Source organism: Streptomyces sp. WMMC940 (assembly GCF_027460265.1).
Classification (GTDB): domain Bacteria; phylum Actinomycetota; class Actinomycetes; order Streptomycetales; family Streptomycetaceae; genus Streptomyces.
In genome coordinates, this window is record NZ_JAPZBC010000001.1 from 5,825,559 (window position 1) to 5,851,776 (window position 26,218).

Sequence of the window (26,218 nt, forward strand, 5' to 3'; positions counted from 1 at the left end):
GAGTGATCTGATCGGACCGGCTCACCCGTACGGGTGGACATGGGACCGGGGAGGCGCATGGGCGCCTCCCCGGTTCGTTGCTGTGGGCGTGAGCGAGAACAACCAAGACGGAAGGCGGGCCGCGCGCGAGCGGCTCATGCGCGATCGCGAGCTGCAGAAGGCCCGCGAGAAGCGACGGCGCCTGTTGATCGTGTCCGCCGCCGTGGTCGGCGTCCTGGGCCTGGCCGCGGTCGTCGGCGTGATCGCGGCGGGTGGCGGGGGCAAGGACGAGGGCTCGGCCGCCGACGGCCCGGTGGTCGCCCCGAGCGGCGCCCAGGGCGAGGACGCCCTCGCCCTCCCGGCGGGCGCCGACGACGCGCCGTCCACGCTCACGGTCTGGGAGGACTTCCGCTGCCCGGCCTGCGCCCAGTTCGAGAACGTGATGAGGGACACCATCCACGACCTGACCGCCTCGGGGCAGCTCAGGGTCGAGTACCACCTCGCGACGATCATCGACGGAAGCATGGGAGGCGACGGATCGCACCGCTCGGCGAACGCCGCCGCCTGCGCCCAGGACGCCGGGAAGTTCGTGGAGTACCACGACGTGCTGTACCGGAACCAGCCGCCGGAGACCGAGGACGCCTTCGGGGACAACGAGCGGCTGATCGAGCTGGCGGGCAAGGTGCCGGGTCTCGTCACCCCCTCGTTCATCGAGTGCGTGAAGTCCGGCAGGCACGACGGCTGGGTGGACAAGTCCGGTCAGGCGTTCCAGGAGAAGAACTTCCGGGGCACTCCGACGGTGCTGCTCAACGGCGAGTCCGTGTTCCCGCAGAAGGGAAACGAGCAGATCAGCCCCGAGAACCTGCGCAAGTGGGTCACCGAGGCCAACAAGGGCAAGAAACCGGGCTCCGCGCAGCCGAGCCCCGCGGCCTCCTGACGGGCGGCGCTCCCGGTGGGCGTTCCGCGGCACGGCCGGGGGACGCCCACCGACACGTCCGCCGGGTCGTGTGTCCGCGTGCTCGGTCTCGCCGGGCCGCGTGTCCGCGTGCTCGTGCGTCCGCTCCTCCGCGCGTCCCCGTGGGCGTACCGCACGGGCACGGGGCGGAGGCCGGAGGGCGGTGGCGTGCCGGCCACGGAGCTCGTTACGCAGACGTTGCGCGGTCGCTTGCCGTGCCCGGGGCCCGGCAAGGTAGCGTCGGACCTGCCATGGACCTTGCCTACATTCCCAGCCCGTCCACGGGTGTCGTCCACCTCGGACCGCTTCCGCTGCGCGGCTATGCCTTCTGCATCATCATCGGTGTCTTCGTGGCCGTCTGGTACGGCAACAAGCGCTGGATCGCCCGCGGCGGCAAAGCCGGCACGGTGGCCGACATCGCCGTGTGGGCCGTCCCCTTCGGCCTCGTCGGCGGCCGTCTGTACCACGTGATCACCGACTACCAGCTGTACTTCGGCGAAGGTGAGAACTGGGTCGACGCGTTCAAGATCTGGGAGGGCGGCCTCGGCATCTGGGGCGCCATCGCGTTCGGCGCGGTCGGCGCGTGGATCGGCTGCCGCCGCCGGGGCATCCCGCTGCCCGCGTACGCCGACGCCATCGCACCGGGCATCGCGTTCGCCCAGGCGATCGGCCGCTGGGGCAACTGGTTCAACCAGGAGCTGTACGGGAAGCCGACCGATCTCCCGTGGGCGCTCGAGATCAGCGAGGGCGTGAACCGGGAGGCCGGCCTCTACCACCCCACGTTCCTCTACGAGTCGCTGTGGTGCGTCGGCGTGGCACTGCTGGTCATCTGGGCCGACCGCCGCTTCAGGCTCGGCCACGGGCGGGCCTTCGCGCTGTACGTCGCCGCGTACTGCGCCGGCCGGGCGTGGATCGAGTACATGCGCGTCGACGAGGCGCACCACATCCTCGGCCTCCGGCTGAACGTCTGGACCGCGCTCCTGGTCTTCGTCCTGGCCGTGGTGTACATCGTGCTCTCCGCCCGGCTCCGCCCGGGCCGCGAGGAGGTCGTCGAGCCCGAGGCGGTGCGGCAGGGCAGGGCGGCGGACGCGGACCCCGCCCCCGGCGAGTCGTCGCCCTCCAGCGCCCCTTCCCTGGACAAGGGCGCCGAGGGCGACCCGGCGGACTCCGGGTCCGCGAACAGAGGCTGACCGGGAGCCGAGGCTCCGCGCAAGGCGTTCCCCGGGGCCGCCCGGCCGTCACGGCCGGGCGGCCCTGATGCGTCTGCGGGGCCGTCGCCCGGCCGCCTGGACGAGCGTGCGCCGCCCGGGCCCTGCGGGCCGGGCCGCCCGCGTACGGGACGCGGGACGCATCCGCCGCCCTGCGTGGTCGTCGGCGGGACCTGCGCCCGTCCACGTGCCTGGTCCGTTTCTCCGCGCTGCCCGAGTGCGGGTCGGTGGGTTCGCGCCGTCAGCGGCCGGGCAACGGGTGCGGACTGCCCGACTGCCCGACTGCCGGACTGCCGGACTGCCCGACTGCCGGACTGCCGTCCGCCCACCGCCCTGCCGCGGTCCGCGTCATGCGCCGTCGCGGCCGGCGAGCGAGAGGGTGCGGTGGGCGGCGGCGACGACCGCCGCGTCCACGAAGCGGCCGTCGGGGAGGGCCAGGGCGCCCGCGTCCGTTGTCGCCGCCTTGACGATCTCCTCCGCCGCCTCGACCTCCTCGGGGCCGGGCAGATAGGCGCGCTCGATCACCGGGAGCTGCCGGGGGTGGATCGCGGCACGGCCGAGGAAGCCCAGGGAACGGCCGTGGGCGCAGGAGGCCGCCAGCCCGTCCAGGTCGCGGATGTCGGGGAACACCGACTGCGTCGGCGGCGGCAGCCCCGCCGCGCGGGAGGCGACGACGACGCGGCTGCGCGGCCAGTCCAGTCCGGTGTCGTTCCGCACGCCCAGGTCCGCCCGGAGATCCGCCTCGCCGAGCGCGATACCGCGCACCGCGGGGTCCGCGGTGGCGATGGCGTAGGCGTGCTCCACGCCGCCGGCCGACTCCAGCAGCGCGTAGAGCGCTTTCCCCGGGGCCAGCTTCGCCGGGACCCGGATGTCGGTGGCGTGCGTCACCTTGGGGATGCGCAGAGCCGCCAGTCCCGGCAGGGGGGCCAGCGGCGCGATGTCGCGTTCCGCGTGGATGCGGACGTGGACCGGCACGGGCTGGGGGGAGGAGAGCAGCTCGACGGTGGCCGCGAGCGCGTAGGCCTTGCGGTGCGGCGCGACCGCGTCCTCGAGGTCGACGATCACGATGTCGGCGCCTGTGGAGAGCGCCTTCTGCACCACCTCGGGGCGGTCCCCGGGCACGTACAGCCAGGTCAGCGGGGTCATAGCGCGCCTTCGTTGCGCAGGGCTGCGATCCGGCCGGGGGTGAGCCCGAGCTCGCCCAGGACGGTGTCGGTGTCCGCGCCGTGCGGCCGGCCGGCCCAGCGGATGCCGCCGGGGGTCTCGGAGAGGCGGAAGAGGATGTTCTGCATACGGATCGGGCCGAGTTCCGGATCGGGCACCTCGGTGACGCTGTCCAGCGCCCGGTACTGGGGGTCGTCCATGACCTCCCGTACGTCGTAGACGGGGGCGACCGCGGCCTCGGCCTTGTCGAAGGCGGCGATGACCTCGTCCCGGGTGTGCCGGGCGATCCAGGCGCCCACGGCCTCGTCGAGCACATCGGCGTGCTCGGCCCGTCCGCTGCCCGAGGAGAACCACGGCTCGGAGACCAGCTCCGGGCGGCCGACGAGCCGCATCACGCGTTCGGCCACGGACTGCGCGGAGGTGGAGACCGCGAGCCAGGAGCCGTCGGCAGCCCGGTAGGTGTTGCGCGGGGCGTTGTTGCGTGACCGGTTGCCGGTGCGTGGCTGGACGTAGCCGAGCTGGTCGTACCAGATGGGCTGCGGCCCGAGCACGGTGAGGATGGGTTCGATGATGGCCATGTCGACGACCTGGCCGCGGGCGGTGGAGGCTCGCGCGGTGAGCGCGGTCATGACGGCGTAGGAGGTGGCGAGGGCCGCGATGGAGTCGGCGAGACCGAACGGCGGCAGCGTGGGCGGCCCGTCCGGCTCGCCGGTGATCGCGGCGAACCCGCTCATGGCCTCGGCGAGGGTGCCGAAACCGGGCCGGTGGCAGTACGGGCCGAACTGGCCGAAGCCCGTGACCCTGGCCAGCACCAGCCGCGGATTGGCGGCGCTCAGCTCCTCCCAGCCCAGCCGCCACCGTTCCAGCGTGCCGGGGCGGAAGTTCTCGATGACGACGTCCGCCGTGGAGGCGAGCCTCAGGAAGGTCTCGCGCCCGCCGGGCGTGGACAGGTCGAGCGTGATGGTCCGCTTGTTGCGGCCGAGTAGCTTCCACCAGAGCCCGATGCCGTCCTTGCCGGGACCGTGGCCCCGTGACGGGTCGGGTCTGCGGGGGTGCTCGACCTTGATCACGTCGGCGCCGAAGTCGCCGAGCATCGTCGCGGCGAGCGGCCCGGCGAAGAGGGTGGCGAGATCGAGGACGCGCAGCCCGGCGAGCGGCCCGCCCGTGGCGGGCGCCCCGGCCTGGGGGGACTGGCGGGCGGCGACACCGTCGGCGTCGGGGTCGTGCATGGGGGCTCCCTGAGAGTCTCTCCTGCGGGTGTGCGTGAGGCGGCGACGGGCGTGGGGTACGGCCCGTCGGGACGCGTGCGCGTGTGGTGCGTGCGGGCCGGGCGGAGCGCGCCGGCTCAGCCGCCCGTGGCGCCCTCCAGCCGCCCGGCGTCGATCTCGGAGCGGTACGGCATGGACGTCGAGGCGCCGGGGCGCCGGACGGACAGCGCGGCCGCGGTGGACGCCCAGGCCATCGCCTCGGCCATCGGCCGGCCCTCGACCAGGGCCACGGTGAGGGCGCCGACGAAGGTGTCCCCGGCGGCCGTCGTGTCGACGGCACGCACCCGGGGCGCCGGGACGGTGACGATCCCGGCGTCCCGGGCGGCATGGAGGCTGCCTGCCGAGCCGAGGGTGATCACCACCTCCGGCACCTCCCGGAGCAGCGCCTCCGCCGCCGCTCGGGGATCGGCGGTTCCGGTGAGCAGGGCGGCCTCGTGCTCGTTGGGCACCAGCAGGTCGGTGACGCCGAGCAGCTCGGGCGGCAGGGGCCGGGCCGGGGCGGGGGTGAGGACGGTCCTCACCCCGTGCCGGTGGGCGGCCTCGGCGCCCGCGATCACTCCGGCCAGAGGCAGTTCGAGCTGGAGCAGCAGCGCGTCCGCGGCGCCGATGAGGGTCTCGTCGCCGGGTGTGAGGTGGTCCACGGTCCCGTTGGCGCCGGGGATGACGACGATCGCGTTGCCGCCCTCGTCGTCCACCACGATGTGCGCGGTTCCGGACGGCCCTTCCGCGGTGCGCAGCAGATCGGTGTCGACCGCGGAGTGTTCGAGCGTCTCCCGCAGCACGGCGCCGAAGTCGTCCGTGCCGACGGCGCCGATCATCGCCACGTCGCCGCCGGCCCGGGCGGCGGCGACGGCCTGGTTGGCGCCCTTGCCGCCGGGAACGGTGCGGAACTCCCGGCCCGTCACGGTCTCCCCGCGCAGCGGAGCCTTCGGGACGTAGACGACGAGGTCCATGTTGGTACTGCCGAGCACGACGATGCCGGTCATGGGTGCCGGTCCTCCCGGAGAGTGATGCGGTCGCACGTGAGGCGGGCGAGCGAGTCGAAGCCGATGCCGTCGAACCCTCCGACGGTGGTGGCGAGGCGGTTCTTGAGCGGGGTGGTCCAGCGCTCGGGCAGCCGCTCGGGGCGCCCGGCGAGCAGCCCGGCCAGCGAACCCGCCGTGGCGCCGTTGGAGTCCGTGTCCCAGCCCCCCGACACCGCACGGCAGACGGAACCGGTGAAGTCGCCGTCCGCATGGGTGAGCGCGGCGGCGAGCAGAGCGGCGTTGGGCACGACGTGCACCCAGTGGTAGGCGCCGTGTGCGGCGTGCAGCCGGTCCACGACGGTGTCGAAGTCGCCGTGCGCGGCGGCGGTGGCGATCGCGTGCCGCACGGCCCGCGCGAGCCGCGAACCGGGCGGGACGACACGGAGCCCCTCGCGCAGGCACGCGTGCACGTCGGTGCCCCCGCCGGCCGCGACGGCGAGCGCGGCCGCGACGAACATGGCTCCGTACACGCCGTTCGCGGTGTGGGTGAGCACCGCGTCCCGGTGGGCCTGTTCGGCCGCGGCGGCCGGGTCGCCCGGGTGGGTCCAGCCGTGGACGTCGGCGCGGATCGCGGCGCCGATCCACTCCCGGAAGGGGTTGTGCCGGGTCGCGGTCTCCGGCGGTTCCACGCCGTGGAGGAGATTGCGGTACGCGACCCGCTCGGCGGTGAAGGTACGGCCTGCGGGGAGTTCGTCCAGCCAGAGCCGGGCCACGTCGGAGGTGTCGAAGTCCTGTCCGTACCGCTGGAGGAGGAGCAGGTTCAGCAGCGGGTAGTCGAGGTCGTCGTCCTCGGGCATGCCGTCGATGTTCTCGGCGAGCGAGGTGGGGGCGGAGCGGCGGTTCCAGGGGTGGGCGGCCAGCAGCCGGGGAGGCACGCCCTCGGCGGTGAACCAGGTCGACAGCGGCCAGTTGCCGGTCGCTCGGGCGAGTGCGCGGATGGCGTGCAGGGGGAGCTTCTCCACGGGCTTGCCGAGCAGGCAGCCGGCCGCCCGGCCGAGCCAGGCGGCGTGCAGCCGGTGTTCCAACGGCCCGCCCGGCCCGTTCCCGGGCGCGCCGCGTGGTCGGCCGACCCCCGTCTCCTCCCGCGAACGGGAGGTGGGCCAGTCGGGGCACGCGGCCCGGATGGCCGGCAGGCTCGTCGGCTCGCGGTCGGCGAACGGAGCGGGGAGCGCGTCCAGTTCGTCCAGCAGCCGCATCGCCAGCGTCCGGAGCCGGGGGTCGGCGGGCCGGGGCGAGGCGCCCGCGGCCGGGGGGGCCGGGGCGCCGCCGGCGGTACGCCAGCGCAGCGCGGCCGCAGAGGCGTCGCGGCCGTCCTCGGCGGCCTGGCGGAGCTCGTGGCCTACCAGGTCCTCGGGCTGGACCCAGGTGAGCCGGAGGTTCACCGGGCGTCCGTCAGTTCGGCGAAGGCGGCCTCGTGCGCCCGGCGGCGCCGGGTGTCGCGGGCGAAGATCTCATGGGCGACCTCCGTGAGCGTGCGGGCGGGGGCGTGCAGATCGAGACGGCTGGCCTCGGAGACGGTCTTGACCCATTCGGCCGGGACCGGTTCCCCGCCGTACAGCGCGCCCGCGATCGCGCCGGACATCGTGGCGATCGAGTCGCAGTCCCGGCCGTAGTTGACGCAGCCCAGCACGGTCCTGCGGTAGTCGCCGTCGCCGATGAGCAGCATGCCCAGCGCGATGGGGAGTTCCTCGACGGAGTGCAGCCGGGAGGGGCGGCGGGCGGCGAGGGACGGGGCGCGGTAGTCGGGCCCGACGGTGTCGAAGGGGGCGACCGCCTCGCGGAGCGGACGGAGCGCGGGCTCGAAGTCGCTGTACCGGCAGGCGACTTCGGCCACCGCCTCGATCGCGGAGTGGGTGCCGTCCTTGGCGAGGGACAGGGAGGCCTCGACGACGGTCTCCGGGCCGGCGCCGGGTGTGCAGGCCGCGGCGACCGCGGCGGCGAGGACGCCCGCGGCCTCGCGCCCGTAGGAGGACTGGTGGGCGCCCGCCACGTCCAGGGCCTCCGCGTACGCGGCGGCCGGGTCGGCGGCGTTGACCAGGCCGACGGGGGCCATGTACATGGCCGCACCGCAGTTGACGATGTTCCCGGTCCCGGCCTCGCGGGGGTCGACATGGCCGTAGTGCAGCCGCGCCGCGAGCCACTTCTCGGCGAGGAACACCCGCTGCAGGGGCAGGGCCTCGGCCTCCAGCTCGGGGATCCAGCGGGGGGTGGAGACGAGGTCCGGTACGAGGTGGTCGGCGACGGCGTACGCGTCCAGGTGGTCCCGGACGGTGGCGTAGACGCGGACCAGGGCGTGCGTCATCAGGGTGTCGTCGGTGACGTGCCCGTCGCCCTTGTGGTACGGCGCGATGGGGCGGGCGGTGCGCCAGTCGTCGCCGTGCCAGGGGCCGACGACGCCCTGGACGCGGCCGCCGTGGCGTTCCACGATCTGCTCCGGCGTGTAGCCCTCGACCGGCCCGCCGAGCGCGTCGCCCACCGCCGCGCCGACGAGGGAGCCCGTGATGCGGTCGTCGAGCGCGGCGACCGGGTGCGCTGAGAGTGTCATGCCGGAATTGTCCACCCGGGGTGGGTGCGGGTGGGGCAGGCCGCGTCGGGGATTCGCGCACGGGACAGGCGAGTTACGGGCCCGTGGTCCGGCCGGCGCCGTGCCGGGGGGCGGCCGAGGACGGGAGGCGCGTCGCGCCCGGCGGCTCGGTGGACGGCGGGGTGCGCGGCGCGGCCGGGGGACCGTTCGGCGGGCGGACCCCGCGGGCGAGCCGTCCCGCGAGTTCGACGAGATCCGTACCGGCGAGACGGGGGAGGGCGCAGCCGGCCAGGGTGCGGCAGGCGTCCCGCCACGCCGCGGGCACGGCCGTGCCACCGCAGAGGGCCCCGGACAGCGCACCGGCGAGGGCGGGCGCCGAGTCGGCCACGCGCGACAGGCACGCGGCGGCCGGCAGGGCCCCGCCCAGCCCGCCGCGCGCCGCCGTCACCATGGCGAGGGCGACGGGCACGGTCTCGGCGGCGGCGATGCCGTAGCTGTAGACGTGGTCGACGATCTGGTGTTCCAGCAGGGGCACGAGGGAGAAGGCGTCCTCGGCGTCGCGGGCGAGCGCGAGGGCGTGCCGGGCGTTGCGGCCGATCTCTGTGGCCGCGGGGAGTTCGGCGAGGGCGGCGCCGACGGCCGCGTCCACCCGTGCGCCACCGAGCGCCGCGGCGACGGCGGCCGCCATGGCGCGGGCGCCGTGCACCCCGTCGCCGTCCTGGGTGTAGCGGGCGTCGAACTCGGCGAGGTCGGCGGCGTTCCGCGGATCACCGGGGTGGACGACGGCGAGCACGGCGGCCCGGACGCAGGCGGCGTCGTCGAAGTAGTGCGGGTTGTCGTGGCCCGTGGCGGGCGGGCGCAGCCCGGTCGCGAGATTGCCGAGTCCCGCGCGCACGGAGATCCGGGCACGGAGGGGCGGTACGGCCGCCTCGACCTCGGGGGCGCGGGCCTCGGCCGCGGCGATCTTCCCGGCCAGGGAGTTCCAGGCGACGTCGACGGCCGCGCGCACACGGCGGCGGGGGTCGAGTCCGTCGAACCGCTCACCGGCGGAGGCGAGGACGGTCTCAGCGGTGAAGGCGGCCCACTCGGCGTCGTCGGACGGGCCGAGGCGCAGTGGTTCCGGTGGCTGGTTCAGAGCGATGGGGACCGGGAGCGTGGTCGTGGCGTTCTGCTCGGCGAACGTGTCCAGCTCACGGGTGAGCCGCCGGGTCCACTCCGGCATCCGCGCGGCCCGGTGCCGAGCGGCGGGCCACCCGGCGGCGTCACCGGCGGCGAGGCCCAGCAGCAGCCCCTCGATCCGTGCGCGGTACGCGTCGTCGGCCGGGGGAGCGGTGCGCCCCCGGGAGCCGGTGGCCTCGCCGGGGCGGACCGCTGCCCGGTGCGGCCAGGAGGAGTAGCCCCACCCGGACACGGGACCGCCGGCACCGGTCCCGGCACCGCGGGCGTCCTGCGGCCGAGCCCGCCCGGCGGCCGCGCCGCGCGCCCGGACGTCCGGCGCCGAGTGCCGCCGCAGCGGGTCCGTCCCGTGCCCCGGCCGCCCTGCCGGGCGCGCGTGCTCCGGTTTCCCGGGGCGCTGCCGTGCGGTGCGGTCCGCACCCAGGGCACCGGCCGAGGGGCCGGGGACCGGGCGGGGGCCGTGCGGCGCCGCGTCGCCGTCCGCCGGACCGCTGCCCGCCGGTGCCTCGGGCGCCTCGCCGTGCCCATCCGCCTCCCCCTTGCCGTGTCGTCTCTTGTCGTGACCGTCGTCGTCGTGCCGGTCCTGCGCCCGACGGCCGCCTTCGCCGTGCCGCCCCTCGCCCTCCTCGCCCCCGCCGTGCCGGCCGTGCCCCAGCACGTCCCTCCCGGTGGCCGGGACCGGCTCGGGGCACGGATCCGGCGCTTCCTCGCCGTGGTCCTCGCCGGATGTGCCCGACCTGTCCGACGTCAGGTCCGGAGGGGCGTCGGGGCTGCCCGGGGCGGAGTGGTCCGGGGGCGCCGGGTCGAGGGGGCGGGGGGTCATGACAGGGCCTCGGAGTCGTCGTACGGAGTGAGCAGATCCGCGATGTCCAGGACGTGGTGGCCACGCATCGAGGGGAGGCAGCTGCCGCGGACGGGGCCGATCGCGGCGGCCCAGTCCGACGGGATGGCGGAGGCGCCCGACATCGCGCCGGCCAGCGCCCCCGCGACCGCCGCGGTGGTGTCGGCGTCGCGGCCCATGTTCACCGCGGTCAGCACCGACGTGCGGAAGTCGCCGCGGGCCGCCGCGAAGGCCCCGAAGGCGAGGCCGACGGCCTCGGGAGCCAGGTCGGTCCACGGGTAGCCGCCGACGACGACGGCGGAGCGGACCGTCCGTTCCCGGCCGAGCGGGTCCGTCCCGGCGCGTTCCGCCGCGACGACCGCCCGGCGCATGGAGCGCGAGGTCCAGGAGTCGAGGGGGACGACGGACAGGGCCGCCCCGATCACTCCCGCCGGGCCGGCCCCGGCCATCGCCGCGGCCACCCCCGCCGCCACCGCCTGCCCGCCGTAGATGCCCTCGCCGTCGTGGCTCACGGAGCCGTCGACGGCCACCAGCCGCGCGGCCTCGTCGGGCCGGCCCGCGGCGAACACGCCGAACGGTGCCGCCCGCATCGCGAGCCCGTCGCTCCAGGCGTGCCGGTGCTGCGCGGTGATCGGAGCCGCCAGCCCCCGACGCAGGTTCTCCAGTGTGCCGCGCTCGCTGAAGCCGGCGCCGCGGAACGGCCCCTCGTCCAGGTCCGCGATCCAGTGGTGCCACGCCTTCTCGACGTGGGCCACCGTCAGCGCCGATCCGTGCCGGGCGAGCAGCAGCCCGGAGAAGATCGCGTACTCCGTGTCGTCCGTGCCGGCGGGGCTGTCGGTCACGAAGCCCTCGATGCGGCCCCAGCGGCGGCGGATCTCGGACGGCCGCATGTTCTCCGCCGGTGCGCCGAGGGCGTCGCCCACCGCCAGCCCCAGAAGTGCGCCGCGGGCCCGATCGCATGCAATCCAGTCCACCGCGCCACTCCTTCGCACCCCCTCGGGCCTGTTCCCCGATCTGTCCCCCGCGGGGCGCCGGGTGGGGGCGCGGGGGACATCGGTTCACGCGTCCGGCCCAAGGAGGGAGTGCACCGCGCGCCAGGTAAGTAAAGCCTGCCTTGCTGGCGCGCCCCTTACATCGCGCGTACTTTCGAGAGCGGGAAAAGGGGCGGGACGCGGACGCGGACCGTTCGGGTTCGAGGGGAGAGCTGTGTCCATCATCGAGACCGAGGCGACGCTTCACGAGGCGCACCGCGACAATCACACGCACCGCGACGTCAGCGGCGGCTGGCTGCGTCCCGCGGTGTTCGGCGCGATGGACGGGCTCGTGTCCAACCTCGCCCTGATGACCGGGGTCGCCGGGGGCTCCGCCTCCCCGCAGACCATCGTGATCACGGGCTTCGCCGGTCTCGCGGCCGGCGCCTTCTCGATGGCCGCCGGTGAGTACACCTCGGTCGCCTCGCAGCGCGAGCTCGTCCAGGCGGAACTGGACGTCGAGCGCCGTGAGCTGCGCAAGCACCCGGTCGACGAGATGGAGGAGCTGGCCGCGCTGTACGTGGCCCGCGGTGTCGAGCCCCGGCTGGCCCGCGAGGTGGCCATCCAGCTGTCCAGGGACCCGGAGCAGGCGCTGGAGATCCACGCCCGCGAGGAACTGGGCATCGACCCGGACGAGCTGCCCTCGCCGGCGGTCGCCGCCGTCTCGTCGTTCGCATCGTTCGCCCTGGGCGCGCTGCTCCCGGTCCTGCCGTACCTGCTGGGGGCCGCCTCGCTGTGGCCGGCGGTGCTGCTGGCGCTCCTGGGGCTGTTCGCCTGCGGCGCGCTGGTGTCCAGGGTGACCGCCCGCGGCTGGTGGTTCAGCGGGCTGCGGCAGCTGGCCCTGGGCGGTGCCGCGGCGGCGGTGACGTACGGGATCGGGAACCTGGTCGGCGCCGCGGTGTAGGGCGTGTTCCGAAAGCGGCGTCGTCACGGCCTACGGAGGGGGCCTCCGGAGGCTGTGACCTATGTCCTGCTGCCCTATCGGCCCGTGAAGTGCGACACTTGGTCTTGGCCTCACATCATGAGCCGTTACCCGGCGGTTTCGAATCCTTAACCGCGGGGCATGAGCCACAAGCGCTGTGGGCAACGAAGCCTGCTCAGCATCCCGGGTCCGTGGACGCCGATCCCAAGCCGATCTTGTCCGCACCCGCCCCCACCTGCGCCGCCATCAGATCCCCATAGCGCGGTGTCCGCATGTTGGAATGGGCTATCCGCTTCCCGAGAACCACTCCATCATGTAACCTGCACGAAATTTCAGCGGAGGGCCAACGTCGTCCCTCGGCACCGCCACATGCCACGACGACGACGGGAGAGCCGATGCGTTCCGACGCCTGGTCGCCCATGGACGGTCGCCCCGCTCCGCAGGGGATGTACGACCCCCGTAACGAACACGACGCCTGCGGTGTCGGGTTCGTGGCCACCCTCACCGGTGTTGCCAGCCATGAGCTGGTCGAGCAGGCGTTGACCGTTCTGCGCAACCTCGAGCACCGCGGCGCCACCGGCTCCGAGCCCGACTCCGGCGACGGGGCCGGCATCCTGCTCCAGGTCCCCGACGCCTTTCTGCGCGAGGTCGCCGGCTTCGAGCTCCCCGAGGCCGGTTCGTACGCCGTCGGCATCGCTTTCGTCCCCCAGGGCACCGAGGACGAGGCCGTCTCACGGATCGAGACGATCGCCGCCGAGGAGGGGCTCGATGTCCTCGGCTGGCGCGACGTCCCCGTCGCCCCCGAGCTGCTCGGCGCCACCGCCCGTTCGACGATGCCCGTCTTCCGCCAGCTCTTCGTGAGTGGTGGTACCTCCCAGGCCGAAGGCCCCGGGGGAGGCGAGATCAGCGGGATCGCCCTCGACCGCAAGGCGTTCGTGCTGCGCAAGCGCGCCGAGCGCGAGGCCGGCGTGTACTTCCCGTCGCTCTCCGCCCGCACCATCGTCTACAAGGGCATGCTGACCACCGGCCAGCTGGAGCCCTTCTTCCCGGACCTCTCGGACCGCCGTCTCGCAACCGCCGTGGCCCTGGTCCACTCGCGCTTCTCCACGAACACCTTCCCGAGCTGGCCGCTCGCCCACCCGTACCGCTTCGTGGCGCACAACGGTGAGATCAACACCGTCAAGGGCAACCGCAACTGGATGCGTGCCCGTGAGTCGCAGCTGGTCAGCGACCTGTTCGGGGACAGGGACCTGGACCGGGTCTTCCCGGTCTGCACCCCGGACGCCTCGGACTCCGCCTCCTTCGACGAGGTCCTGGAGCTGCTCCACCTCGGCGGCCGCTCGCTGCCCCACAGCGTGCTGATGATGGTCCCCGAGGCGTGGGAGAACCACGACTCCATGGACCCGGCCCGGCGCGCCTTCTACCAGTACCACTCCACGATGATGGAGCCCTGGGACGGCCCGGCGTGCGTCACCTTCACCGACGGCACCCAGGTCGGCGCGGTCCTCGACCGCAACGGCCTCCGCCCCGGCCGCTACTGGGTCACCGACGACGGCCTCGTCGTGCTCTCCTCCGAGGTCGGCGTCCTGGACATCGACCCCGCCAAGGTCGTCCGCAAGGGCCGCCTCCAGCCGGGCCGGATGTTCCTCGTCGACACCGCCGAGCACCGCATCATCGAGGACGACGAGATCAAGGCGTCACTGGCCGCCGAGCACCCCTACGAGGAGTGGCTCGATGCCGGGATCATCGAGCTCGGCGACCTGCCCGAGCGCGAGCACATCGTCCACACCCACGCCTCGGTCACCCGCCGCCAGCAGACCTTCGGCTACACCGAGGAGGAGCTGCGCGTCCTGCTCGCGCCGATGGCCCGCACCGGAGCCGAGCCGATCGGTTCCATGGGCACCGACTCTCCGATCGCGGCCCTCTCGGAGCGCCCGCGGCTGCTCTTCGACTACTTCACCCAGCTGTTCGCGCAGGTCACCAACCCGCCGCTGGACGCCATCCGCGAGGAGCTCGTCACCTCGCTGATCTCCTCGCTCGGCCCGCAGGGCAACCTGCTGGAGCCGACCGCGGCGTCCTGCCGCTCGGTCACCCTGCCGTTCCCGGTGATCGACAACGACGAGCTGGCCAAGCTCATCCACATCAACGCCGACGGCGACATGCCCGGTATGAAGGCCGTCACCCTGTCCGGTCTCTTCCGGGTCTCCGGCGGCGGCGACGCCCTCGCCGCCCGGCTGGCCGAGATCTGCGCCGAGGCCGACGCCGCCATCGAGGGCGGCGCCCGGCTGATCGTGCTGTCCGACCGGCACTCCGACGCCGAGCACGCGCCGATCCCCTCGCTGCTGCTCACCTCCGCCGTCCACCACCACCTCATCCGCACCAAGCAGCGCACCCACGTGGGCCTGCTGGTCGAGGCCGGCGACGTCCGCGAGGTGCACCACGTCGCGCTGCTCATCGGCTTCGGCGCCGCCGCGGTCAACCCGTACCTGGCCATGGAGTCCGTGGAGGACCTGCTGCGCGCCGGTACGTTCATCGAGGGCCTGGAGCCCGAGCAGGCGATCCGTAACCTGATCAAGGCCCTCGGCAAGGGCGTCCTCAAGGTCATGTCCAAGATGGGCATCTCGACCGTCGCCTCCTACCGCGGCGCCCAGGTCTTCGAGGCCGTCGGTCTCGACGACGCCTTCGTCGCCAAGTACTTCGACGGCACCGCCACGAAGATCGGCGGGGCCGGTCTCGACGTCGTCGCCGAGGAGGTCGCCGCCCGGCACGCCAAGGCGTACCCGGTCAGCGGCATCGCCCCGGCGCACCGCGCGCTGGAGATCGGCGGCGAGTACCAGTGGCGCCGCGAGGGCGAGCCGCACCTGTTCGACCCGGAGACCGTCTTCCGCCTGCAGCACGCCACGCGCACCAAGCGGTACGACATCTTCAAGCAGTACACGGGCCGGGTGAACGAGCAGTCCGAGCGCCTGATGACGCTCCGCGGCCTGTTCGGCTTCAAGTCCGACCGCCCGTCGATCCCCGTCGACGAGGTCGAGCCGGTCAGCGAGATCGTCAGGCGCTTCTCCACCGGCGCCATGTCGTACGGCTCCATCTCCAAGGAGGCGCACGAGACCCTCGCCATCGCCATGAACCAGCTGGGCGGCAAGTCCAACACCGGTGAGGGCGGCGAGGACCCGGACCGCCTGTACGACCCGGCGCGCCGCTCCAGCATCAAGCAGGTCGCCTCCGGCCGCTTCGGCGTGACCTCCGAGTACCTGGTCAACGCGGACGACATCCAGATCAAGATGGCCCAGGGCGCAAAGCCCGGCGAGGGCGGTCAACTGCCCGGCCCCAAGGTCTACCCGTGGGTCGCCAAGACCCGGCACTCCACCCCGGGCGTCGGCCTGATCTCCCCGCCGCCGCACCACGACATCTACTCGATCGAGGACCTGGCGCAGCTGATCCACGACCTCAAGAACGCCAACCCGGCCGCCCGCATCCACGTGAAGCTGGTGTCCGAGGTCGGCGTCGGCACGGTCGCCGCGGGCGTCTCCAAGGCCCACGCGGACGTGGTCCTCATCTCCGGCCACGACGGCGGCACCGGCGCCTCGCCGCTCACCTCGCTGAAGCACGCGGGCGGCCCCTGGGAGCTCGGCCTCGCCGAGACCCAGCAGACGCTGCTGCTCAACGGCCTCCGCGACCGGATCGTCGTGCAGACCGACGGCCAGCTGAAGACCGGCCGTGACGTCGTCATCGCCGCGCTCCTCGGTGCCGAGGAGTTCGGTTTCGCGACCGCTCCGCTCGTCGTGTCCGGCTGCGTCATGATGCGCGTCTGCCACCTGGACACCTGCCCGGTCGGCATCGCCACGCAGAACCCGGTCCTGCGCGAGCGCTTCAACGGCAAGGCCGAGTTCGTCGTCAACTTCTTCGAGTTCATCGCCGAGGAGGTCCGCGAACTGCTCGCCGAGCTGGGCTTCCGCACCCTGGACGAGGCGGTCGGCCACGCCGAGCTGCTGGACACCACCCGGGCCGTGAACCACTGGAAGGCCCAGGGCCTCGACCTGGCACCGCTGTTCCACGTGCCAGAGCTGCCCGATGGCGCCGTCCGCCACCAGTTGGTCGAGCAGGACCACGGCCTGGAGAAGGCCCTGGACAACGAGCTGATCAAGCTGTCCGCGGACGCGCTGGCCGCGGCCACCGCCGAGGAGGCCCAGCCGGTCCGCGCCCAGGTCGCGATCCGGAACATCAACCGGACCGTCGGCACCATGCTCGGCCACGAGGTGACCAAGAAGTTCGGCGGTGCGGGCCTGCCCGACGACACCATCGACATCACCTTCACCGGCTCCGCCGGCCAGTCCTTCGGCGCCTTCCTGCCGCGCGGTGTCACGCTGCGCCTGGAGGGCGACGCCAACGACTACGTCGGCAAGGGCCTCTCCGGCGGCAGGGTCGTCGTCCGCCCCGACCGCGGCGCCGACCACCTGGCCGAGTACTCGACCATCGCGGGCAACACCATCGCCTACGGCGCCACCGGCGGCGAGCTGTTCCTGCGCGGCCGCACCGGCGAGCGCTTCTGCGTCCGCAACTCCGGTGCGCTGGTGGTCTCCGAGGGCGTGGGCGACCACGGCTGCGAGTACATGACGGGCGGCCACGCCGTCGTCCTCGGCGAGACGGGACGCAACTTCGCGGCCGGCATGTCCGGCGGTGTCGCGTACGTCGTCGACCTCGACGAGGACAACGTCAACGCCGGCAACGCGAACGCCGTCGAGGCCCCGAGCGACGCCGACAAGGAGTGGCTGCACGACGTCGTGCGCCGCCACCACGAGGAGACGGGTTCCACCGTGGCCGAGAAGCTCCTCGCCGACTGGCCCGCCGCCGCGGACCGGTTCAGCAAGATCATCCCGACCACGTACAAGGCCGTGCTCGCCGCCAAGGACGCCGCTGAGCTCGCCGGTCTCTCCGAGCGGGAGACCACCGAGAAGATGATGGAGGCGGCGACCCATGGCTGACCCCAAGGGCTTCCTGACCACCGGGCGCGAGGTCGCCGAGACCCGCCCCGTCGCCGAGCGCGTCAAGGACTGGAACGAGGTCTACGTTCCCGGCTCCCTGCTGCCGATCATCAGCAAGCAGGCCGGGCGCTGCATGGACTGCGGCATCCCGTTCTGCCACAACGGCTGCCCGCTCGGGAACCTCATCCCGGAGTGGAACGACTACGCCTACCGCGAGAACTGGCAGGCGGCCAGCGAGCGGCTGCACGCCACGAACAACTTCCCGGAGTTCACCGGACGGCTGTGCCCCGCCCCGTGCGAGTCGGCGTGCGTCCTCGGCATCAGCCAGCCCGCCGTCACCATCAAGAACGTCGAGGTCTCGATCATCGACAAGGCGTGGGACACGGGTGACGTCAAGCCGCAGCCGCCGGAGCGGCTGTCCGGCAAGACCGTCGCGGTGATCGGCTCCGGGCCGGCGGGCCTCGCCGCCGCCCAGCAGCTGACGCGGGCCGGCCACACCGTGGTCGTCTACGAGCGCGCCGACCGCGTCGGCGGGCTCCTCCGCTACGGCATCCCCGAGTTCAAGATGGAGAAGCGGCACGTCAACCGCCGTATCGAGCAGATGCGCGCGGAGGGCACCAAGTTCCGTACGGGCATTGAGATCGGCCGCGACCTCACGGCGACGGACCTGCGCAAGCGGTTCGACGCGGTCGTCATCGCCGCCGGTGCCACGACCGCGCGCGACCTTCCGGTGCAGGGCCGCGAACTGAACGGCATCCACCAGGCGATGGAGTACCTGCCGCTCTCCAACAAGGTCGTCGAGGGCGACTTCGTGACCCCGCCGATCACCGCCGAGGGCAAGCACGTCGTCGTCATCGGCGGCGGCGACACCGGCGCCGACTGCGTCGGTACCGCGCACCGCCAGGGCGCGGCGTCCGTGACCCAGCTGGAGATCATGCCCCGGCCGGGCGAGGAGCGCAGCTCCGGCCAGCCGTGGCCGACGTTCCCGATGCTCTACAAGGTGACGTCCGCGCACGAGGAGGGCGGCGAGCGGGTCTACTCCGTCTCCACCACCCACTTCGAGGGCGACGCCGAGGGCAACGTCCAGTCACTGCACCTCGTCGAGGTCGAGTTCGTCGACGGCAAGCTCACCCAGAAGCCGGGCACCGAGCGTGCCATCCCGGCCCAGCTGGTCACCCTCGCCATGGGCTTCACCGGCACCGACGTCGAGAACGGCCTGGTGTCCCAGTTCGGCCTGGCGCTGGACGAGCGCGGCAACATCGCCCGCGACGCGGACTTCGCCACCAACATCGACGGCGTCTATGTCGCCGGCGACGCGGGCCGCGGCCAGTCCCTGATCGTCTGGGCCATCGCCGAGGGCCGCTCCGCGGCGCGCGGAGTGGACCGCTACCTCACGGGCGCGAGCGAACTGCCCGCCCCGATCCGCCCGACGGACCGCGCGCTGACGGTCTGACCCGGCAGCCCACCATCCGGGCCGTTCGCTGACGGCCCCTCACATACGTCCCGTACAAAGGCGTACGGAACAGACGCGGCGCCTGCCCCCGTCCCCGACCGGATGATGGGCAGGCGCCGCGGCGTCTTCCGCGGTGACGGTACGCGCGCGTAGCCTCGCGGTCCGCGCACCCGGGTGGCGCGTGTGCGGACCCTCGCCCCGGATTCCGGGCATTCGCCCCCTGCGCATCCCGGTTCCGCGCGTAGTCTCACGGCACGGGCGCGGCCCGGAGCGGCACCCGAGAGCCCGGCGAACGGAGACACGTCCATGGCGGCGATCAGCCTGCGCAAGATTGAGGAGACCGCTCCGGCGCTCGTCAGCCTCTACAAGTCCGCGGCGGTGTCGCTGGCGAAGCACGGGCTGGGGGACCGGCGCGCGGCGGTCTACCTGGTGCTCGACCACTCCGGTTCCATGAGGCCGTACTACGGGGACGGCAGCGTCCAGGCCCTCGCGGACCGGGTCCTCGGGCTCTCGGCCAATCTGGACGACGACGGGCGCGTCCCCGTCGTCGTCTTCTCCACGGACATCGACGCCGAGACCGACATCGAACTCGCCGACCACGAGGGCCGGATAGACCGGATCGTGGCCGGGCTCGGTCACATGGGCAGGACCAACTACCACCACGCCATGGACGCGGTCATCGACCACTATCTGGACAGCGGCGCAACCGAGCCCGCACTGGTCGTCTTCCAGACCGACGGCGGCCCCAGCAACCGGGCCGCTGCGGAACGCTATGTGTGCAAGGCGGCCAAGCTGCCTATGTTCTGGCAGTTCATCGGCTTCGGCGACCCCGGCAGCCGGCAGTTCGAGTTCCTGCGCAGACTCGACGACCTCGCGGTCCCCGCCAAGCGCCCCGTCGACAACGCGGGCTTCTTCCACGCCGGGCAGGACCCGCGGAAGGTCCCGGACGCGGAGCTGTACGACCGCCTGCTGTCCGAGTTCCCGGTGTGGCTGGCGAACGCGCGCGAGTTGGGGATCGTACGCTCCTGACCCCGGTGTCCCCCGGACCCCCGGCACCTCCCCGGGCCCCGACCGGGTCGCGGTACGAGGTGGCCGCCGTCGGGGTGATGCGCCGGCCGTCACGGCACCCTGCTCGGGACACCGGACGGCAGATGTCCGGTATTCGGGGTTTCCTGGGCCCATGAGCAACAGCTGGGCAGGTCGTGGCGGTGCCACGTTCGCCCGGTCGCCGGAAGGGGGGCGCCCCGCGCGGTCCCGGGCGGTAGCTCAGAGCCCGGCCACCTTGGCGCTCGCCGACAGTTCGTAGACCAGTGTGACCGTGCGGTGGCCGCCGGGCGGGAGGGCGACGTCCCAGCGGGCCATGCCGTCGGCGTCGAGCACGTCGGGCGCCGGCGAGCAGGCTTCCTTGCGCAGGCTGACCTCCACCGCCGAGACCTCGGACACCGGGATCCGCTCGCGGAGGACGACCACCCGGTCCCCGTGCTCCCCGGGGGCGGAGAAGCGGGACACGTGCAGCCGGACCGTGCGGGTGACCACGGTCCGCTGGGTGAGCCCGGCGGTGGCGCGGGTCTCCTCGGCCTCCCTCACCACACGGTGGTCGTCGGAGCTGCCGAAGGCCAGCTCGACGGGGGCGCCCGGGGCCGTGAAGCCCAGCGCTCCGCGGCCGGTGAAACCGCTGTCGCGGATCAGGTCCACGGGCCCCGCGAGCAGTGCGTGGCCGGACCGGTTGTCGCACCACACCACCTGTGTGACCAGCGGGGACAGTTCGGGGGAGCAGGCGAACTCACTTCGCGCGTCGGTCGTGAAGGCGGACACCGGCACCCGGTGGGCGCGACCGTCGCCGGCCACCGAGACCGGGGCCGGGGACTCCAGCACCCGCACCTCGCCTCCGTCGTCCACCCCGGGCAGGCCGACCACAGGGACCGGGCCGAGGTCCCCGATCTCCTCCTCGCGCAGTTCGACGTCGACCGTGCGGCGCTCGGCCGCGGAGCGGTCCCTGAGCGTCAGCCGGTCCTCGCCGAGCCGCGGCGGGTCGGTGGCCAGTGCCGAGCGGGCGGTGGAGAACGTCAGCCGTGCGTCCGACCAGTCCTCGCCGGTGCGCTGCCAGACCATCGCGTCGGTCTCCAGCGTCAGGGTCCCGCCGTCGAGCACGGCCCGGTAGGCGGGCCGCCACAGGGCACACGGAGTCAGATGGGTCAGCCGCAGGCGGGCCGGTCCGGCCGCCGCGGCGTCCACGGTCAGCTCGACGTGGCCGATCAGCTCGGCGGGCTCCGTCTCGGCGAGGGCCAGCGCCCCTCGGGTCTCCCCGAGTCCGGCCGCGACGGCGGCCAGCCGGGCCTCCACGGTGCGGAGTTCCTCGCCGTAGGTGTCGCGCTCGGTGTCCACCCGGTCCAGTTCGCGGGCCCAGCGTTCCGGTTCGGCCTCGCCCGCCCCGGCGCCCTCGCCGATCTCCCGCAGCAGATCGGCGGCGAGCCGACCGAGCAGGTCGAGGCGGGCCCGGAGGCGGTCGCGCCGCTGTTCCAGGGCCCGCTGTTCCTCTTCGAGTTCGTGCTCGCGACGGCGGAGCGCCGAGTCGTCGCCGGTGGGCGGCTGCGGGTTCCGCGGCGTCCGGTCGCGGACGATCCGCAGATCGAGCACGCTCGCCGGACGGTCCGCGTGATCGGTCGTCAACTCGGCGTTCAGGGTGCGGTCGACGGCCGTCGCGGCGACGGGTCCGAGACGCAGCCGCTGGACCCCGGCCTCCAGGCCGAGCACCGCGACGCGCTCGACGTGGGCCCGGTCCTCCAGACAGGTGACGGCGGTGACGGGAAGGGAGATCGGCGGCGGGACGGTGGACATGGCGTCAGCTCCTCCGGTTGCCGCCGGCCAGCGCCTTGCCGGCCGGGACGCGGATCTCGTAGCCGCCGTCGAGCGCGGCGGTGCCGCCGGCGGGCAGGTCCACCCGCCAGACACGGGTGCCCGGGGCGTGGTGCTCGGTCCCTTCACCGTCCACGGGCGCCACCCAGTCGGCCCGCTCCTCGATCCGGACGTCCGGTTCCGAGGTGACCGGGACGCGCTCGTGGACCTCCACGGTGACGGGGCTCCCCAGCCGGTTGGCCAGCTCCACGTGGACGCGGTGGTCGAGCACGGTCGTGCTGTTGCGCAGCCCCGCGGCGGACTCGCGCAGCTCGGTGCGCCGGGTGACCCGGACGGCCTCGGCCGGTCCGAGGCCCACCCGGCGCTCCCCGCCGGGGGCGAGCGTGGGCAGTGCTGCGGTCAGGACGAAGCCGTCGTCCACGGTGACCTCCACCGGGCCGGCCAGCAGCGCCCGTTCGGTCGCGTTGGAGAGCACCAGCGTGGCATACACGATCTCCTCCACGGACGGTACACAGAGGTATTCGGTACGCAGACCGACCGGCATCTCCGTGACGGTGACGGTGTGCCAGGTGCCGTCCGACGGGATGTCGGCGCGTGCCGCGGCGTCGAAGCGGTGGTCGAAGGAGCCCGCCGACTCGCGGGGTCGTACGGCGTGCCCGGGCAGTGGCAGGGCGGCCACGCCCTCGGCCCGGCGGCGGTGCTCGGCGGCCACCAGGTCGCCGGAGGAGGCCGGGAAGAGCCGCCCCCGTCGACCGCGCTGCTCGTCCGGGCCGCTGAGGACGAGGCCGGCGTAGTCGAGCTCGGCGCCGCTCGGCCGCGGAGGCCCGGCCACCGGTTGCTGCGGCGGTGGCGGTGCGGGACTGCCGGGAGCGGCAGGTGCCACGGGGGCGTGGGCCGCGAAGGACGCGCCGCGCGCACGAGGCCCGCCGCCCGGTCGTGCCCCGGCCGGTCGCGCGAGGTCGGGCACCCCGCCGCCGAATGCCGCCGGGGCGGGGCCGGCCGTACCGCCGGGGACCGGGAGCGCCCCGGGCGGAGCGCCGTGGCCCTGCGGAGCCGGCGGGGGTGGCGGGGCGGGAACGGGCGGTGGGCCGGCAGTGACGGGCAGGGCGCCGACCTTGGCGCCGGCCCCGGCGGCAGGACGCGGACCCGCCGCGTCGTAACCCGTGAACAGGTCGGCGAGTCCTGCCGGGGGCTCACGCCAGCCGGAGGGCGCGGGGGCGGGCTGACGGCGCCCGATCCGGATCGAGCGGAGCCTCGGCAGGTCCGTACGCCGCCGCAGGTCGGCGGTGGACAGACCGACGCGTACCCCCGTCCAGTCCTCGCCGGTGCGCTGGGCGACCGAGGCGCGCAGCACCAGTCGGCCGCTGCCGTCGCCCTGACGGTGGGTGAGCCGGTAGGCGGGCACCCAGACCGCGCCCGGCACCCCGTACTCCAGTTCCACCTCGACCTCCGCCGCGTCCGCCCCCGGCTCCCGCTCGCCGTCCCCGGCTCCGATCCCGGCTTCGGATCGCGCTCCGACCTCGGCGTCGTCTCCGGCCCCCTTGAGTGTCAGCACCACGGAGACCGCGGTCTCCACATGCGCCGACGGTGCGTCGGTGGAGGCGCGTTCGAGCTTGGCCACGGCGACGTCGAAGTCGTGGTCGACGTCGCGCAGTGCCTTCTCCAGTTCGGCGAGCCGGGCGTGAAGAAGCGTCAGCCGTTCCTCGACGAAGTCGCCGAGCCCGAGCCAGGCGTCGACCGGTGTGCGGCGGTGCGGGTCCTCGCGCCTGCGGGCGGGCGGGACCGGACGCAACGCCTCGACCTCCTCGATCAGGCCGAGTTGACGGTCCCTGCGCCCCTCCGCCGCCGCGCGCTCGTCGCGCAGCCGTTCGACCTCGCGCCACAGGCCGTCGGCGTTCTCGCCGGCGGCCGGCTCCGCCTCGACCTCAACCCGGGCTTCGACGACCCGTACACCGGACCTGCCGAGGACCCGGGCCCGCAGGGAACCTGCGTCCAGCGAGCGGGGGAGTCCCTCCACCCGCACCCGGCCGTCCGGCGGCACGACTCCCCGGGCCAGCCGGCGGCAGAGCGCGCCCTGCGCGTACACCACCACCGAATCGAGGGTCGATCCCCAACCCTGTGCCGTCTCGGCCGCCATCGGCCCGCCCCCGCCCCCAGTTGCGTCCACGTGGAGCGAAGCCTACGCGAGCGGCCGGCCCGCCCGGCGGCGTCCGGACGACCCGGATGCCGGCGCGCTCGACTCCGGTGCGGTACCGGACGCCCGGGTCTGCGGCGGCACCGGAGCGCTCGGCCCCAGTGGCTCCGGCGGTCGGGGTTCCGGTCCCGTTCGGCTCCGGTGGTACCGGAGGTGCAGGGTCTCGGTGGGTGGCGATGCCCGGGTCTGCGGTGGCGTCGGAGGGCGCGGCTCAGGCGGCTCACGCGGTTCCGGCGGTCCCGGGTGTCGGAGGTACCCGCTCGGGTTCCGGCACCGTCCGCGCCGCCAGGGCCGGCGGCGTCGGCGTGCACGGACGCACCGGCCGGCCGTGTCCGCGGGTGGCCGGGCGGCGCGCCGGCGACGGAGGCGGTTCGGGCAGCACCGGCGCACGGCGTATCCGCACGCCCCGCGCCGCGTCCCGGCCATCCCCCGCGCCGCGTCCCGGCCATCCCCCGCGCCGCGTCCCGGCCACGCCCCGGCTCAGGTCCAGCCCTCCAGTACCGCCGCCCTGCACTGCGCAGGGGTGCCCCACGCGTCCCGCAGCGGGCGCGCCTTGCGCAGCCACAGGGAGAGGTCCAGTTCGTCGGTGTAGCCCACCGCACCGTGGAGTTGGAGCGCGGTGCGGGCGGCGGCGTACGCGGCCTCGCCCGCGGCGGTCTTCGCCGCCGCGACATCCGCGGCGGTGAGCGTGAGCGCCGCCCCGTGCACGAGCGGCCGGGCGAACTCCAGGGCGATCAGCGTGTCCGCCAGCCGGTGCTTGACCGCCTGGAAGGAGCCGATCGGCGCCCCGAACTGGCTGCGCTGCCGCACGTAGGCGACGGTCCGCTCCAGCAGCGCGAGCCCGACGCCGAGCGCCTGGGCCGCCGTCGCGAGCCGCGCCCAGCCCGTCGCCTGCCGCACCGCCGCCGCGACCGCCGGCCCGGCGGCGACCGTCTCCCCGCCGGCGCCGGGCACGGCGAGTCGCCGCACCGGGTCGACGGAGGCGCGCACGGGCCCGTGCCCGGCGGCGATCCGCAATGCCGCGCCGTCGCCGTGATCGACCACGAGCAGACGGTCCGCCGCGTCCGCGTCCAGGGCGTACGGTCCCGTCCCGGGCATGTGCAGCGAGACCAGCAGGCCGCCCGACGCGATGCCGGGCAGCAGGCGTTCGGCGAGTGCGGGCTCGTCCAGTGCCGCCACGAGTACCGCGCCCGCGACCGTCTCCACCAGTGGCCCCGGCGCGGCGCGCCGGCCCAGCTCGACGAACGCGAGGGCCAGTTCGACCGGCAGCGGCCCGACCCCCTCGTACGCCTCGGGCACGGCCAGCGCCAACACGCCGGCATCGGCGATCCGCGACCACAGCGCCCGGCCCGGTGCCGGGTCGCCCGCCGCCCAGGCGCGCGCCGCCGCGGGCGTGTCCGCGGCCGACAGCAGCGCGTCCAACGAGCGGACGAACGCGAGCTGTTCGTCGGTCGGCAGGAAGCGCATGGTCAGCGGCGTCCCTTCGGCAGGCCGAGCAGCCGCTCGGCGATGATGTCGCGCTGGATCTCGTTCGTGCCCGCGTAGACCGGCCCGGCCAGGGCGAAGACGTATCCCTCCGTCCACCCGCCGGGCCCGTCGGCCGGTTCGCCCGCCGCGCCGAGCAGGTCGAGCGCCGTCTCGTGCAGGGAGATGTCGTACTCGGACCAGAACACCTTGTTCAGGCTCGACTCCGCGCCTGCCGGTGTGCCGGCCGCGAGACGCGAGGCGCCCGCGTACGTGAACAACTGGTACGCCCGCGCGCCGATCACCGCGTCGGCGACGCGGTCGCGCAGGGCCGTGTCGGACGGGTCGGCCGCGGCCCCCCACAGCTCCACCAGGCGCCGCGCAGCGGCCAGATAGCGGCCGGGGGAGCGGAGCACGAGCCCGCGCTCGCTGCCCGTCGTCGACATGGCGATGCGCCAGCCGTGCCCCGGTTCGCCGATCACGTCCTCGTCCGGGACGAACACCTCGTCCAGGAACAGCTCGGCGAACGCGGGTTTTCCGTCCAGCCGGCGGATCGGCCGGACCGTGACCCCGGGGGCCCGCAGGTCGAACATCAGGTACGTCAGCCCCCGGTGCCGCCGCCCGGCGTCCGGGTCGGTGCGGAAGAGACCGAACGCCCGGTCCGCGAAGGCCGCCCGCGACGACCACGTCTTCTGGCCGGACAGCAGCCAGCCGCCCGCCGTTCGGACCGCGCGGGAGCGCAGCGACGCGAGGTCCGAGCCGGCCTCCGGCTCGGACCAGGCCTGGGCCCACACCACCTCGCCGCTCGCCATGGGCGGCAGGATCCGGGCCCGCTGCTCCTCCGTGCCGTGGTCGAACAGGGTGGGTGCCAGCAGGCTGATGCCGTTCTGGGAGACCCGGCCGGGGGCGCCCGCCGCGTAGTACTCCTCCTCGAACACCAGCCAGCGGAAGACGTCCGCCCCGCGGCCGCCGTACCGCTCCGGCCACGACACCGCCGACCAGCGGCCGGCGGCCAGCCCCGCCTCCCACCGCCGGTGCTCGGCGAAGCCCTCCCGGGTCTCCAACGAGGGCAGCGGCGCGTCCGGGACGTGCGCGCGCAGCCAGGCGCGGGCCTCGGCGCGGAACGCGTCCTCGTCCGCCGTGTGCGTCAGTTCCATCAGCGCACCTCGGTTC

17 protein-coding genes are annotated in these 26,218 nt (G+C 74.3%); 6 read left to right on the forward strand and 11 right to left on the reverse strand.

The genetic code is table 11. From position 1 onward, the window contains the following. Window positions 1-88 precede the first annotated feature (88 nt). Window positions 89-916 carry a DsbA family protein gene (locus O7595_RS25675; protein WP_269730974.1) on the forward strand — a complete coding sequence of 276 codons (828 nt, stop codon included), beginning with the start codon at window positions 89-91 and terminating at the stop codon, window positions 914-916. A 269-nt stretch (window positions 917-1,185) separates the two neighbouring features. Next, window positions 1,186-2,124 (forward strand): prolipoprotein diacylglyceryl transferase, encoded by a 939-nt coding sequence (gene lgt / locus O7595_RS25680; RefSeq protein ID WP_269730975.1) that lies wholly within the window; start codon window positions 1,186-1,188, stop codon window positions 2,122-2,124. Window positions 2,125-2,490: 366 nt separating this feature from the next. Here the strand turns inward: lgt and O7595_RS25685 are convergent, their stop codons facing one another. The 7 genes from O7595_RS25685 to O7595_RS25715 form a co-directional block, all read right to left on the reverse strand. After that, window positions 2,491-3,288 (reverse strand): HpcH/HpaI aldolase/citrate lyase family protein, encoded by a 798-nt coding sequence (locus O7595_RS25685; protein ID WP_269730976.1) that lies wholly within the window; start codon window positions 3,286-3,288, stop codon window positions 2,491-2,493. Beyond that, window positions 3,285-4,535, reverse strand: coding sequence for a CaiB/BaiF CoA transferase family protein (locus tag O7595_RS25690; protein WP_269730977.1), 1,251 nt, complete (start codon window positions 4,533-4,535; stop codon window positions 3,285-3,287). The genes O7595_RS25685 and O7595_RS25690 overlap by 4 nt, the downstream gene beginning before the upstream one ends. A 116-nt stretch (window positions 4,536-4,651) precedes the next feature. Further along, window positions 4,652-5,560: a ribokinase gene (gene rbsK, locus O7595_RS25695; protein ID WP_269730978.1), complete on the reverse strand. Its 909-nt coding sequence runs from the start codon at window positions 5,558-5,560 to the stop codon at window positions 4,652-4,654. Then, window positions 5,557-6,981 carry an ADP-ribosylglycohydrolase family protein gene (locus tag O7595_RS25700; protein WP_269730979.1) on the reverse strand — a complete coding sequence of 475 codons (1,425 nt, stop codon included), beginning with the start codon at window positions 6,979-6,981 and terminating at the stop codon, window positions 5,557-5,559. The genes rbsK and O7595_RS25700 overlap by 4 nt, the downstream gene beginning before the upstream one ends. Then, complete coding sequence (locus O7595_RS25705) at window positions 6,978-8,144, reverse strand: ADP-ribosylglycohydrolase family protein (RefSeq protein WP_269730980.1); 1,167 nt, start codon at window positions 8,142-8,144, stop codon at window positions 6,978-6,980. Before O7595_RS25705 ends, O7595_RS25700 begins: the two co-directional genes overlap by 4 nt. 73 nt (window positions 8,145-8,217) lie before the next feature. Continuing rightward, window positions 8,218-9,534, reverse strand: a complete 1,317-nt coding sequence (locus O7595_RS25710; RefSeq protein ID WP_443071861.1) for an ADP-ribosylglycohydrolase family protein — start codon at window positions 9,532-9,534, stop codon at window positions 8,218-8,220. Window positions 9,535-10,118: 584 nt separating this feature from the next. Then, window positions 10,119-11,114, reverse strand: a complete 996-nt coding sequence (locus tag O7595_RS25715) for an ADP-ribosylglycohydrolase family protein (protein WP_269730981.1) — start codon at window positions 11,112-11,114, stop codon at window positions 10,119-10,121. 232 nt (window positions 11,115-11,346) lie between these two features. On the opposite strand from O7595_RS25715, the gene O7595_RS25720 reads away from it, so the two are divergent. The 4 genes from O7595_RS25720 (at window position 11,347) to O7595_RS25735 (ending at window position 19,560) form a co-directional block, all read left to right on the forward strand. Next, on the forward strand, window positions 11,347-12,075 hold the full coding sequence (locus O7595_RS25720) for a VIT1/CCC1 transporter family protein (RefSeq protein WP_269730982.1): 729 nt from the start codon (window positions 11,347-11,349) through the stop codon (window positions 12,073-12,075). Window positions 12,076-12,488: 413 nt separating this feature from the next. After that, window positions 12,489-17,078: a glutamate synthase large subunit gene (gene gltB, locus O7595_RS25725; protein ID WP_269730983.1), complete on the forward strand. Its 4,590-nt coding sequence runs from the start codon at window positions 12,489-12,491 to the stop codon at window positions 17,076-17,078. Then, window positions 17,071-18,531 carry a glutamate synthase subunit beta gene (locus O7595_RS25730; RefSeq protein WP_269730984.1) on the forward strand — a complete coding sequence of 487 codons (1,461 nt, stop codon included), beginning with the start codon at window positions 17,071-17,073 and terminating at the stop codon, window positions 18,529-18,531. Before gltB ends, O7595_RS25730 begins: the two co-directional genes overlap by 8 nt. Before the next feature lie 306 nt (window positions 18,532-18,837). Then, the gene (locus O7595_RS25735; protein WP_269730985.1) at window positions 18,838-19,560 is read left to right on the forward strand and encodes a vWA domain-containing protein; all 723 of its coding nucleotides are present in this window, start codon (window positions 18,838-18,840) and stop codon (window positions 19,558-19,560) included. Window positions 19,561-19,797: 237 nt separating this feature from the next. On the opposite strand, the gene O7595_RS25740 is transcribed toward O7595_RS25735, so the two are convergent. The 4 genes from O7595_RS25740 to O7595_RS25755 all read right to left on the reverse strand — a co-directional run bounded on the left by O7595_RS25740 (window position 19,798) and on the right by O7595_RS25755 (window position 26,202). Continuing rightward, entirely contained in the window at window positions 19,798-21,369 is a 1,572-nt protein-coding gene (locus O7595_RS25740) for a DUF4139 domain-containing protein (protein WP_269730986.1), read from the reverse strand. A gap of 4 nt (window positions 21,370-21,373) precedes the next feature. After that, window positions 21,374-23,524 carry a DUF4139 domain-containing protein gene (locus O7595_RS25745; RefSeq protein ID WP_269732625.1) on the reverse strand — a complete coding sequence of 717 codons (2,151 nt, stop codon included), beginning with the start codon at window positions 23,522-23,524 and terminating at the stop codon, window positions 21,374-21,376. 537 nt (window positions 23,525-24,061) lie between these two features. After that, on the reverse strand, window positions 24,062-25,048 hold the full coding sequence (locus O7595_RS25750) for an acyl-CoA dehydrogenase family protein (protein WP_269730987.1): 987 nt from the start codon (window positions 25,046-25,048) through the stop codon (window positions 24,062-24,064). A 2-nt stretch (window positions 25,049-25,050) separates the two neighbouring features. Beyond that, a complete protein-coding gene (locus O7595_RS25755) occupies window positions 25,051-26,202 on the reverse strand; it encodes an acyl-CoA dehydrogenase family protein (RefSeq protein ID WP_269730988.1) in 1,152 nt (383 codons plus the stop codon). Window positions 26,203-26,218 lie beyond the last annotated feature (16 nt).

What these genes read in the sequence shown, in the direction of transcription:
- O7595_RS25690 (WP_269730977.1), bottom strand. Translation starts at nt 4,535, where the DNA reads ATGCACGACCCCGACGCCGACGGTGTCGCCGCCCGCCAGTCCCCCCAG.
- O7595_RS25730 (WP_269730984.1), top strand. Translation starts at nt 17,071, where the DNA reads ATGGCTGACCCCAAGGGCTTCCTGACCACCGGGCGCGAGGTCGCCGAG.
- lgt (WP_269730975.1), top strand. Translation starts at nt 1,186, where the DNA reads ATGGACCTTGCCTACATTCCCAGCCCGTCCACGGGTGTCGTCCACCTC.
- O7595_RS25745 (WP_269732625.1), bottom strand. Translation starts at nt 23,524, where the DNA reads ATGGCGGCCGAGACGGCACAGGGTTGGGGATCGACCCTCGATTCGGTG.
- O7595_RS25705 (WP_269730980.1), bottom strand. Translation starts at nt 8,144, where the DNA reads ATGACACTCTCAGCGCACCCGGTCGCCGCGCTCGACGACCGCATCACG.
- gltB (WP_269730983.1), top strand. Translation starts at nt 12,489, where the DNA reads ATGCGTTCCGACGCCTGGTCGCCCATGGACGGTCGCCCCGCTCCGCAG.
- O7595_RS25740 (WP_269730986.1), bottom strand. Translation starts at nt 21,369, where the DNA reads ATGTCCACCGTCCCGCCGCCGATCTCCCTTCCCGTCACCGCCGTCACC.
- O7595_RS25735 (WP_269730985.1), top strand. Translation starts at nt 18,838, where the DNA reads ATGGCGGCGATCAGCCTGCGCAAGATTGAGGAGACCGCTCCGGCGCTC.
- O7595_RS25685 (WP_269730976.1), bottom strand. Translation starts at nt 3,288, where the DNA reads ATGACCCCGCTGACCTGGCTGTACGTGCCCGGGGACCGCCCCGAGGTG.
- O7595_RS25755 (WP_269730988.1), bottom strand. Translation starts at nt 26,202, where the DNA reads ATGGAACTGACGCACACGGCGGACGAGGACGCGTTCCGCGCCGAGGCC.
- rbsK (WP_269730978.1), bottom strand. Translation starts at nt 5,560, where the DNA reads ATGACCGGCATCGTCGTGCTCGGCAGTACCAACATGGACCTCGTCGTC.
- O7595_RS25750 (WP_269730987.1), bottom strand. Translation starts at nt 25,048, where the DNA reads ATGCGCTTCCTGCCGACCGACGAACAGCTCGCGTTCGTCCGCTCGTTG.